This window comes from Chitinophaga eiseniae (genome assembly GCF_012641265.1).
Classification (GTDB): Bacteria; Bacteroidota; Bacteroidia; order Chitinophagales; family Chitinophagaceae; genus Chitinophaga; species Chitinophaga eiseniae_A.
Genome location: NZ_JABAHZ010000005.1, coordinates 252,456 through 264,140 on the forward strand (window position 1 = coordinate 252,456; position 11,685 = coordinate 264,140).

Annotated in this window: 8 protein-coding genes; 6 read left to right on the plus strand and 2 right to left on the minus strand. The window is 47.2% G+C overall.

Annotated elements, in window-relative coordinates:
• Window positions 1-33: 33 nt before the first annotated feature.
• Window positions 34-1,011, minus strand: a complete 978-nt coding sequence (locus HGH91_RS21220) for a FecR family protein (RefSeq protein WP_168740810.1) — start codon at window positions 1,009-1,011, stop codon at window positions 34-36.
• A 77-nt stretch (window positions 1,012-1,088) separates the two neighbouring features.
• Complete coding sequence (locus HGH91_RS21225; protein WP_168740811.1) at window positions 1,089-1,661, minus strand: RNA polymerase sigma-70 factor; 573 nt, start codon at window positions 1,659-1,661, stop codon at window positions 1,089-1,091.
• Window positions 1,662-2,129: 468 nt separating this feature from the next.
• On the opposite strand from HGH91_RS21225, the gene HGH91_RS21230 reads away from it, so the two are divergent.
• From HGH91_RS21230 to HGH91_RS21255, 6 genes are all read left to right on the plus strand, one after another.
• Entirely contained in the window at window positions 2,130-2,723 is a 594-nt protein-coding gene (locus tag HGH91_RS21230) for an RNA polymerase sigma factor (RefSeq protein WP_168740812.1), read from the plus strand.
• A gap of 117 nt (window positions 2,724-2,840) precedes the next feature.
• Window positions 2,841-3,848, plus strand: coding sequence for a FecR family protein (locus tag HGH91_RS21235; RefSeq protein ID WP_168740813.1), 1,008 nt, complete (start codon window positions 2,841-2,843; stop codon window positions 3,846-3,848).
• A 410-nt stretch (window positions 3,849-4,258) separates the two neighbouring features.
• Window positions 4,259-7,900: a SusC/RagA family TonB-linked outer membrane protein gene (locus tag HGH91_RS21240; protein WP_168740814.1), complete on the plus strand. Its 3,642-nt coding sequence runs from the start codon at window positions 4,259-4,261 to the stop codon at window positions 7,898-7,900.
• Between the two features lie 10 nt (window positions 7,901-7,910).
• A complete protein-coding gene (locus tag HGH91_RS21245; RefSeq protein WP_168740815.1) occupies window positions 7,911-9,398 on the plus strand; it encodes a RagB/SusD family nutrient uptake outer membrane protein in 1,488 nt (495 codons plus the stop codon).
• A gap of 38 nt (window positions 9,399-9,436) precedes the next feature.
• Entirely contained in the window at window positions 9,437-10,336 is a 900-nt protein-coding gene (locus HGH91_RS21250; protein WP_168740816.1) for a putative zinc-binding metallopeptidase, read from the plus strand.
• Window positions 10,337-10,369: 33 nt separating this feature from the next.
• Window positions 10,370-11,671, plus strand: a complete 1,302-nt coding sequence (locus HGH91_RS21255; protein WP_168740817.1) for a DUF4302 domain-containing protein — start codon at window positions 10,370-10,372, stop codon at window positions 11,669-11,671.
• Window positions 11,672-11,685: the final 14 nt, after the last annotated feature.

Consider the following 11,685-nt stretch of genomic DNA (forward strand, 5'->3'; position numbering starts at 1 on the left):
TTATGCATAGGCGGGTGGTTTATTTCATAACATTTAGCATTCCTTATCCATCCTGATGATATAGGTAGTACCGTTGCTTTCCAAAGTGGCGTTGAGCGACAAGCACAATTGCCGCAACGCTTTGTCTAAAGTGCCGTTGGTATTGAATTCCCCGAAATAGAAACAGTTGGAAATCTTTCCTTTGATCTCAATTTTTACATTGTAATAATACCCCAGTTCCGCCGCCACTTCCGGCAAACCGGCCCTGTCGTACTTCAGGATGCCCTCACGCCTGCTGAGCAGGTTGCCGGCAGCCACCTGGCCCTCCTTCGTGATAACACCCGTGGCCTTACTAAATACAGCCCGCTCACTGGGCGATACATGCACTGCGCTATCTGCATTGCCTACCGACACTTTACCGGTTAACACGGTCACCGATACATCCGGCTGTGCATCAAATGCCTGGATATTAAAAGAGGTGCCCAATACGCGGGTATCTACACGTCCGCTGTGAATAATGAACGGCTGCGCGGCATTAGTGGTTACATCAAAAAAGGCTTCCCCGCTCAGCGTAAGCTCGCGGTTTTCCCTTCCGAAGGCAGCTGTATATGCCAGTGTGGAAGCAGGACTGAGCCAAACGGTCGTGTTGTCGGGCAGCTGTATTTTTTTATGTTCCCCCGCCTTAGTAGCCACCAGCTGTTGCCGGGAATGAACAGGCGTTGGTGCAGCCGGGCGCTGGAAATACCACCAGCCGCTTACCGCCAGTACCAACAGCACCGCTGCCGCTGCGGCCATCTCTGGCCACCAGGTACGTTTTACCGGTACTGTTTCCGGTGCGGCAGTGCGGATGCGGGACAATAACTGTTGCTCCATTTCCGCCTCCAGCAAGGATTTGGCGCCCAGCTTCCTTTCATCCCACTCCTGCGTGGTTTTAAAGCTGTGATAATAGTTCATGAGCAGCTTCACCTCTTCCTCACTTGCCGATCCGTCCATCCATTTATCTATCAATGAATAAAACTCCTGTCTGTTCATACCGGGTATTTTATCACTAGTGACAAAAAAACAGCGCTACCCCCAAGGCAGGTCAAAAAAAAATTTTAGAGAGGGGTCTATTTGTCCATCAACAGGAGCAGCAGTAAGGCATAACCGAGGGCGGAGCGCAGTTTACGGAGGGCAATATTGATCTGGTTTTCAACGGTTTTCACCGAAACGTTCAATTGGGCAGCAATTTCTTTATAAGAGAGGTGTTGGTCCCGGCTCATCCGGAATATCACCCGGCATTTTTCCGGGAGGGTGTCTATCAGGGTATTCAGCAGGGATTGCAGTTCTTTTACGGCCAGCTCACTTTCCGGGGAGGCGGTTCCCATCCGTTCCAGCATATGATCAAACAGTTCTTCCCGCACAGGATTTTGCCTGATATAACGAAACACCTTATAACGGATGCTCGCAGCAAGATACGCCTTCAGGGAGCTATTCAGCCGGATACGATGGGATCGTTGCCACAGTTCTGTAAACAGTTCCTGTACCAGGTCCTTACAGGCTTCCTTGTCTTTCAGCACCTGGTAGGCTGAAAGGAACAGGGGTTCCCAATGCCGCTTGTACAACAGGCTTAAGGCCTTTTCATCACCCGACTGTAACAACAATAGCAATGCTTCATCTGTTTGCCCCTCAATGGCCGGCATGGTTGATTATAATTTTTTTTATAGTGAAGATGGAATACCAGGGGATAAATATAGGCGTTAAATTATTATAGTCGGGGCAAAAAAGATGAACGGTTCAAAGTTGATCCACAGCCACTTTAATTTATGTATACCGATCTACATTGTATCCCAAATGCATGGCGCGCCAAACGCAGGCGACGGCGTATATCCTGCTACGTTACCTGCCCTGGCAGCGGCCACCCAAATAAGCAACATAGCCTGTTATACCGGCTGACCCAGCCCTTCCTCAAAGCTCCGCTTCGTTTACACTTATCCCTCTGTATATGCTTATAACAATTAACAATTATAGTTAATACGAATTTATTTATTAAATAATAATATTTGTTACTAATTTATGCATCAGAATTGATGCCATTGCCTTTGGGAACCTGGCTTTTTTCTAGCCGTATAAATTATATTCCACGATATGATTTATATAAAAGAAGAAATATGAATATACTAGATGCCGAATTGGTAACGCGATTACAAAACCACGAAGTAAGTGCCTTCGATGCCTTGTACTGGAAATATCATCAGGCGGTGTACCGCAATATTTTCAAGTTTGTGAAAGATGAAGTGGTAACAGAAGATATCTTGCAGGACGTATTTGCACGCCTGTGGGAAAAACGACAGGATATACAATCGGACCAATCCGTTAGCGGATGGCTGTTTGTGATCAGCTTTAACATGTGTGTATCTTTTGTAAGAAAAAAGCTGCGTGAACAGGCTTTGCATAAAAACATCTTCCAGGCCGATGCTGATGACCCGGTAGCCATTGAGCGAAAGAACATCGACGAGGAACAGTATCATTTGCTGGAACAGGCCATTTCAAAATTATCTCCTAAAAAAAGAACGATAGTTACCCGCTGTAAACTGGAAGGTAAAACCTATGAAGAAGTAGCCCATGAACTCAATATCTCCCGGAATACAGTAAAAGAACATCTATCGGCCGCCATGATCAAACTAAATGATTATATGCAACGCAACGGGGACCATAAATATATTGTGCTGCTGCTCCTGTTTCTAAACTACCATGATTCCTAATCCAGCCAATGGATTTTATATTATGATTAAATTAATGTTTTTATTTTTAAAAAAAAGTCCGGAAAGGGCCCCCCCTTTTTTATCAACTGCGCGTATTTAGATTAAACCATCACGCTAGTGCCCAACAGAAAGGAATACCTCAAGCAACTGTTAAAGAAAGATATGTGGACTGCCGCAGAGCAGGAGTGGATGGCGGATTACCTGGAGACCAACGATCTTTCAGAGCTGGAAATGGCAGCCACCGAGTATTTTGAAGCCGACCTGCCAACAGTAAAGCAGATATTGGATAAACGCCTGTCTGAACGGATGTTGAAAAACATCCATCAGCGTATAGGCACCAACGATAGTTCTTTTAAAGGTATATTCCGTTTATATAAACAAAAAATTGCCGCAGCAGCCGTGGTATTGCTACTGGCTGGCGCCGCCTGGTATATGCTATGGCAGGAACGGGTGAAACAAAAGGTATTTGCCACAACCACAGAACGACAAACAGTGAAACTGCCGGACGGCTCCGTCGTTCATCTTGAAAAAGCCTCCAGCATCAGCTTTCCGAAGGAATTTGACAGCAGGAACCGGGAGGTAGTTTTAAAAGGAGAAGCCTTTTTTGAAATCAACCATGACGCGAAACACCCTTTTATTATTTCTTCTTCGCTGATAAATACCACCGTATTAGGCACCTCCTTTAATATGGAAGTACACGAGAAAAATATGGCCAGGGTGGTGGTAGTGTCCGGAATGGTACAGGTAAACACATACGGAAACCAGGCCCGCAAAAACGGACAACTGGTACTAACAGCCAACAAAGGCGCGGTGTATAACCCGGTATCGCAAGACTTGCGACTACAGGATGCCAGCGAAGACGCCAGGTTTTTTACGCAGAAAATGAGTGGTAAATTTATTTACAAAGGAGATCCTTTATCTAAAGTTGCCGCCGACCTGCAAAGATATTATAACGTACCCGTAGTAACAGACCAGAAGTCTGCACAGTGCAGGTTTTACGGTTCCTTTAACACAACAGATGATTTGGATAAAGCGCTTGCGCTAATTGCATTTTTATTAGATACCAAAGTCAGGAAAGACAGTGCTGGCAATGGATACATTATCGTTGGCGGTAACTGTAAATAGAAAAAACAACCGAAATATCGTTAACCAAACTATATTCAAGATGAACTGCTATCAACAAAACTGAACCCGATTCTAAGAAAGAAAATACTATAAGTCTGGTATACTATCCTGGTGGCCTTTAGCCTGAATGCACTTCATGCTGGTTAACTGATTGATCAAATGTAACACATTGGATCAGATGACTACCTGTTGCCCATACTTACCGTAGCTATAAACCGTAACATAATTTTCAACCAAAAAAACTACATCGCACATGATACCGATTACTTCTTTATTGTCCGGCTAACAACGGCCATCATATAATTGATTTAAAACACTCCTGCTCATGCAGCAGGCCGTCTATTGCCCGGTTTCAGCCAGAAGCCGGAACGGAGATCCTATGGCCCGAACGAAACCAATAAAACATACTTATGTTCCGCAAAAAAAATTCATTTATTTATTGCTTACTACTCCTGCTTGCAGTAACAAAAACCTATGCCAGAAATGGTTTGCAGGATGCACTTGACAAAAAGATCACCATTGAATTAAGGAATGTTATTCTTAAAGATGCACTGGAAAAAATCGGGAATCTCGCTGAAGTATCCTTTGTATTTGTCAGCAACGAGGTGTTGGATGTTAATAAGGTAAGTGTGAATGCACATAACGAAAAAGTAGGCGATCTGCTCGACAAACTACTTACTCCTTACTCCCTTTCCTATAGTGTGATGTACGACCGCGTAGTCATCAAGCATGACAACAGCAAAAAGCCCGCTTCTTTATCTGTAACAGGTACACCAATGCGTATATCCCTTCCTGTTACAGATGTAAAAGGTATAGTGACCAATGAAAAGAAAGAGCTCCTGCCAGGCGTAAGTATCATGATCAAAGGCACTTCCCGTGGTGTAACCACTAATGAAAAAGGCGTATTTGAACTAAAAAAAGTAGCCAACGACGCCGTCCTGGTATTTAACTATACCGGTTACAAGACAGAAGAAATCAGCGTTGCTTCTTTCAGAAGCGGCGCTCTTACCATTGTACTGAAAGAAAAACCCACCCGCCTCCAGGAAGTGGTAGTCACTGGTTTCCAGAGCATCGATAAAACAAAATTCTCTGGCGCCGCCACCCGGCTGAAAGGCGAAGACGTGAAAATAGACGGACTCACCGACGTAAGCCGCATGCTTGAGGGACGGGTTGCCGGCGTAGCCATCCAAAACGTTTCCGGCACCTTTGGTTCCGCACCTAAAGTACGTATCCGTGGAGCTACTTCTATCAATGGCGATAACAAGCCATTATGGGTAGTAGATGGGGTGGTGCTGGAAGATGTGGTCAATATCTCCAACGACCAGCTCTCCAGCGGAGACCCTACCACCCTGCTGGGCTCTGCAGTGGCCGGCCTTAACTCCAACGACATCGAAAGTTTTGATATCTTAAAAGACGCTGCAGCAGCGGCTTTGTACGGCGCCCGCGCCATGAACGGCGTGGTAGTGATCACTACCAAAAAAGGCCGCGCGGGCAAGCCCGTTATTAATTACAGCGGCAACTTCAGTACACAGCTGAAACCCAACTACAGCAACTTCAATATTATGAACTCCGGACAGCAGATGTCCGTACTGGCTGAACTGGAAAGAAAAGGGATCCTTAATTCGGATATACTCTCCCAGGGCGACATCGGCGTATTTGGTAAATTGTACGAAAAGCTCGACGCTGATAACAACGGAAATTTTCCCGTAGAAAACACCCCTGAACACCGCAAGGCATTTTTATTGCGCTACGCCAAAGCCAACACCGACTGGTTTCGCCTCCTCTTCCGGAATAACTTTGTACAGGAACACTCACTCAGCATTTCATCAGGAACCGATAAAGCGCAATCCTATTTCTCCACCAGCTTTTTTAGTGATAACGGATGGACGCTGGCCGATAAAGTTACCCGTTACACACTAAACTACCGGAACAGCTATAAACTGTCCGACAGACTCTCCGCCGGGTTCTCTACACTCGCCTCTGTTCGCCGCCAGAAAGCACCCGGCGCACTCACCCGCAGCAGTAACCCGGTAGAAGGTCAATACGACCGCGATTTCGATATCAACCCTTTCAGCTACTCCCTCAATACCAGCCGCACACTGACAGCGTATGATGAAAACGGAAAGCTGGAATACTTCAGGCGGAATTATGCGCCGTTCAATATCATCAACGAACTGGAAAATAATTACCTCGACCTTAATATGATGGACCTCCGCCTACAGGGAGACCTGTCGTGGAAACTGACAAAAAATATCCGCTACGAATTTACCGGCGCTATCCGGTATGTGAAATCTTCCAGGGAACACCAGATCACGGAAAATGCCAACATGGCCAACGCCTACCGCGCAGCCGGCAACGCCACTATCGCCGAAAGAAATAAATTTTTATACCGCGATCCGGATCACCCGGACGCTCTGCCGGTAATAGTATTACCCGCCGGCGGTTTCTACAACCGTACCGAAGACCAGCTGCTGAACTACGACTTCCGTAATGGCATCAATTACTCCGATACCTTCGCGCAAAAACATAATCTCAATATACTGGTAGGACAACAAGTAAAATATGCTGACCGTCAGAACGCATCGAACACCGGTTATGGCTATCAATACGACAACGGCGGCGCCACCTTTACCGACTACCGCATCCTCAAACAAACCATTGAAAGTAATTTCCCGTACTTCGGTATGGGCAGAGACTACGACCGTTTCGCCGCATTTTACGCCACCGGCACCTACGCCTACAATAACAAATACAATTTCACGGCTACCGGCCGTTACGATGGCTCCAACCGTCTCGGGCAATCCCGTAAAGCCCGCTGGCTCCCTACCTGGAGCGTGGCCGGCTCCTGGAATATAGACAGGGAAGCTTTTGCTGCAAACATCCGTCAGCTAGACTATCTGACCCTTCGCGCCAGCTACGGCTTAACCGCCAGTATGGGGCCTGCTACCAATTCCAACATAGTCTATCAAACCATTAATACCAACCGTCCGCATCTCACAGAAGTAGAATCTGTTATCCGGTTATCTCATTTACAAAATGATGATCTCACCTGGGAAAAATTATACACCACCAACATCGGGATCGACGGCGGATTTTTTAATAACCGCTTCAACTTCAGCATCGATGCCTATACACGTAAAAGCTTCGACCTGATCAGCCGCATCAAAACTTCCGGCATCGGTGGCGAAATGTTTAAAGCCGCCAACTATGCAGACATGGATTCTAAAGGACTGGAAGTAATGATAGGCGGAGATATCATCCGGGCTAAAGACTGGAACTGGAAATCCAGCGCTACTTTCGGTTACAGCACCAACAAAATTACCAATGCAAAAAATATCCCCGGCATCTTCGACCTCGTGGTAGCTGAAGGTGGTAACACAGAAGGATACCCGGTACACAGTCTTTTCTCCCTCCGATATACCGGTCTTGATCCAAAGTCAGGCGCCCCCTCATTTATTAACCAGAATGGCGCAAATAGTGCTGATGTAGACCTGCAATCACTAAACACCAGTCACCTGGTATACCAGGGACCGGTAGATCCACCCATCACAGGCGGGTTCTCCAATACCTTCCGCTATAAAGCTCTATCATTGAATATATTTTTTACTTACCAGTTTGGCAACAAGATCCGCTTGTATCCTGCCTTCAAAACCAGTTACTCCGACCTCGACGCCATGCCCAAGGAATTCTACGACCGCTGGCTAATGCCGGGTGATGAAGGCACCACACATGTTCCCTCTATACTGGATGCTTTTGAACAAATACTACTCAAAGGCGCCCATCCTTACAACAACTACAACTACTCTACAGAAAGAGTGGCTAAAGGCGATTTTATCCGCCTGAAAACAGTATCGCTGACTTATCAACTGCCCGGAGAGCTCACCAGGCGCGCCGGATTGAGCAACATAGCCGTAAGCGCTGCCGCCATCAATCCATGGCTGATCTATGCAGATAAAAGGCTGCAGGGCCAGGACCCTGAGTTCTTCAACGCCGGTGGTGTAGCCCAGCCTATTCAGAAGCAATTCACATTTTCATTAAAAGTTGGTATTTAAAAAAGTATATATGTCAATCTGCTATATAACGTCAACCACTCAGCGAAAAATAAAGCCCGCCCTTATCGGCATATTTGCGCTCACCACGCTTATCGCCGGCGGATGCAAAAAATACCTGGAACAGGTGCCCGACAGTACCTGGACGGATCTCAGCACACCCGCCAAAGTAAGTAAGCTACTGGGCACTGCGTACCCGCAGGCCAGCTATATCACTATGTGCGAGGCCATGTCTGACAATGTAGGGGATAAAGGCGTAGGCGTGTACTACCGCCCCAACCAGGATGCATATGTATTTAGTGATATCCAGTGGATCGAGGAAGACTCACCCGAGGCCTATTGGAAAGCCTGCTACACTGCAATCGCTGCCGCTAACCAGGCGCTGGCAGCCTGTGAAAAAGCAGCAGATCCCGCCGCCTATACACGTCAGCGGGGCGAAGCTTTGCTGGCAAGGGCCTACGCACATTTTATGCTGGTAAATATCTTTGCCAAAAGCTATGATGCTGCCACCGCCGCCAATGATCCAGGTATCCCCTATGTAACCGTACCCGAAACCGTAGTCATCAAACAGTATGAACGTAAAACGGTAGCCTATGTATACGACATGGTGGAAAAAGACCTGCTATCCGGCCTGCCGCTGATCAACGATGATGCGTATAGCGTTCCCCGTTATCATTTTAACCAGAGCGCAGCCTACGCATTTGCTACCCGTTTTTATCTCTTTAAAAAAGATTATCCTAAAGTAATAGCCTACGCCGACCATACCTTTTCCAATAACGATGTAGCCAACAACATGCGTCAGTGGAACAGCACCTATGGCAGCATGTCGCCCGCACAAATCTTCGACCTCTATGCCAACGCCAACGAAAAAGCCAACCTGCTGATTGCCGAAGCCCCCTCCCTCTGGGGCCGCAATGCAGGCAGGCTGCGGTACGATCTCGACTATGTACATGAGGCGCAGATACTGGGCCGCAATGTAACCGGTGGCGTTTGGTCGTACCCTTTATATTACTATGGCTCCCAGGATTATTTTGTTCCTAAACTATCGGAATACTTCGTTAAAAATTCCGTGAATGCCACCATCGGACAGCCCTATGTGATGACCCCCTTATTTACCACGGAAGAAGTATTGTTTAACCGCGCAGAAGCCAATGCCTGGCTTAACAACACCAACGCCGTACTGGCGGATCTCAACCTGTTTGCCAGCAAACGTATCCGGAATTACAACGCCGCGCAACATATCATCACACTATCGGCCATGCAGCAATTCTATGGTATCACCGATACCAGAAGCGCCTGTATCCGAACCATCCTGGATTTTAAGCGGGCAGAATATGTACAGGAAGGACAACGCTGGTTTGACCTGCAACGCTACAAAATGCCGGTGATACATACCACCAGGGAAGGACAAATACTGGAACTGAAAGCCGACGATAACCGCCGCCTGTTCCAGATCCCGGCTGCTGCCACTACCTCCGGAATAGCATTAAACCCAAGATAATAACATAGCGATACTACCAACATTAATACATCAACAAAATGAAAGCATTATTACTCATCATCCCCCTATGCTTGCTGTTAGCCTGCAGCAAGAAAGATGACCCGGGCCACGTGGAAAATATTCCCGGCCTTGGCGGCGATACCTGGGTGAACTCACCATTGGATAAATGGCTGCACGATACCCTGACGGTGCCTTTCAATATTGCGGTAAAATATAAATGGGACCAGTTCGAATTTGAACTGAACAAGACACTGGTACCGCCCAAAGAAGAAAAGATAATACCGGTAATGTCGGCCATTCAAAAAGTATGGATGAATACCTATATCGCCGAAGCCGGGGCCACCTTCTTCAAAAAATACTGCCCTAAGTATTTTATCCTGTCCGGCAGCGCAAGCTGGAACGAAAACGGCACCATTACCCTAGGAACAGCAGAAGGAGGCCGAAAAGTAGTGCTGTACCTAGTCAACGATTTTCAGATAAAAGGAATGGAAGGATACCGGCCTTCCGATTCTTCCAACGTAAAACAAATGTTCCATGTAATAGAGCATGAGTTTGGCCATATCCTGCATCAGACAGTAATGTACCCCGTTGCTTTTAAACGCATCTGCGCTGGATTTTACACCGGCAACTGGAATAACGTTTCTGACGAGGAGGCCCACCGCGATGGTTTTGTAACACCCTACTCCATGGCCAGTTTTGACGAAGATTTTGTAGAAATGGTATCCACTATGCTGGTAGAAGGAAAAAACGGGTTCGACGCCATCGTCAACAGTATCCCCAACGGTACCAGCATCAATGGTGTATCCAAAGCTGAGGCGCAGTCACGGCTACGGCAAAAGGAAGCGCTCGTGGTCAGCTATTTCTCCATTGTATGGCATATCGACTTCTACAGTCTCCAAACACGCACGCGAAGAGAAATCAATCAGTTACTCTATTAAAAGCAACGCTCCCCAGAGCGTAAAAATAACAGTATGAGAAACAACCTTATCTTTTTATTATTCATCCTGGCCGGTATCTGCTCCTGTAAAAAGGAAACAGATCCCGTTTTTGATAAATCACCGGATGAGCGTATCAATGATACATTGTCACATTACCAGCAGGTGCTCACCGGCGCCCCATACGGCTGGAAGGCATTGGTATACCCGGCAGGCGTTCCCGGAAGCGTATACAGCTTCTATTTCAGTTTCTCCGATGCCAACCGGGTACAAATGTTTTCCGATTTCGATGCTGCCAGTACCAACAACGTACATGAAAGCAGCTGGCGCCTGAAAGCATTACAACAGCCGTCCCTGCTATTCGATACCTATTCTTATCTGCATGTACTCTGTGATCCTGATGCCAGCCACAATGGCGGCGCGTATGGCAACGGTCTTGGCTCTGACTTTGAATTTGCCATCAACGGCGCACAAGGCGACTCCGTTTGGCTCACCGGCCGCTTCCATCGCAGCAAAGCTGTACTGATCAAGGCCACGCAGCAGGACCAGGAAAACTACCTGCAGCATAAGATCAACCGGTCGATCGATAGCATTGGTGCCCTGCTCACCTACTTTCACCGGCTGTCTACCAGCTCTGGCGACTATGATGTAAGCATTAACCAATATCTGCACTGGATCACCTTTACCTGGATAGCAGATGGGAAGCCACAACAGGTAACTACCGGCTACACCTATACGCCAACAGGTATTACCCTTATCCCCGCATTCAAAGCCAATAACACCACCATCAGCAGCCTGGACCAGGTAAAATGGGAAAACGGCGCCATCGCCTTTACCATCAACAGTAAGCCGGCTACCATCACCAATACGGCTACTCCATTGGCCATTGATCCATCAGCAGCCCAACAGTGGTACCGGTACGCCTTACAAAATGAAAAGTACTGGACAACCGTCAACGGGTTTCATGCAGATGGTAAAGATGACGCCTGTCATATCACCGGCTTACCCAACTATGCCTTTCTCACCTATTACCCGCAGATTAATGGCCCCGGCACCTCGCTGGATCTCCTCGGCTTTGTGATAAAGCAGGAGGATGGTAAGAACAGTATCGAGTTTGGTCCGGGTTACAGCGCTCCCTCTTTTACCACAGATGGACGGATCATTTTCAATGACGATGGTTTTTACGGAGATCCTGCCAACTATGTTCCTGCTGTGCAAAAAACAAGGGCACTGATGGCTGACCCGCAGGGCTTCTACCTGGTACAAACCAGCGCATCCACCTTTGATATGGTCAATGCCAGGGATGGCAAATCGTGGATCAACTGGCAGACTTTCTAATTACAACAACCAAA

What these genes read in the sequence shown, in the direction of transcription:
- HGH91_RS21230 (WP_168740812.1), top strand. Translation starts at nt 2,130, where the DNA reads ATGAATATACTAGATGCCGAATTGGTAACGCGATTACAAAACCACGAA.
- HGH91_RS21225 (WP_168740811.1), bottom strand. Translation starts at nt 1,661, where the DNA reads ATGCCGGCCATTGAGGGGCAAACAGATGAAGCATTGCTATTGTTGTTA.
- HGH91_RS21220 (WP_168740810.1), bottom strand. Translation starts at nt 1,011, where the DNA reads ATGAACAGACAGGAGTTTTATTCATTGATAGATAAATGGATGGACGGA.
- HGH91_RS21245 (WP_168740815.1), top strand. Translation starts at nt 7,911, where the DNA reads ATGTCAATCTGCTATATAACGTCAACCACTCAGCGAAAAATAAAGCCC.
- HGH91_RS21250 (WP_168740816.1), top strand. Translation starts at nt 9,437, where the DNA reads ATGAAAGCATTATTACTCATCATCCCCCTATGCTTGCTGTTAGCCTGC.
- HGH91_RS21240 (WP_168740814.1), top strand. Translation starts at nt 4,259, where the DNA reads ATGTTCCGCAAAAAAAATTCATTTATTTATTGCTTACTACTCCTGCTT.
- HGH91_RS21255 (WP_168740817.1), top strand. Translation starts at nt 10,370, where the DNA reads ATGAGAAACAACCTTATCTTTTTATTATTCATCCTGGCCGGTATCTGC.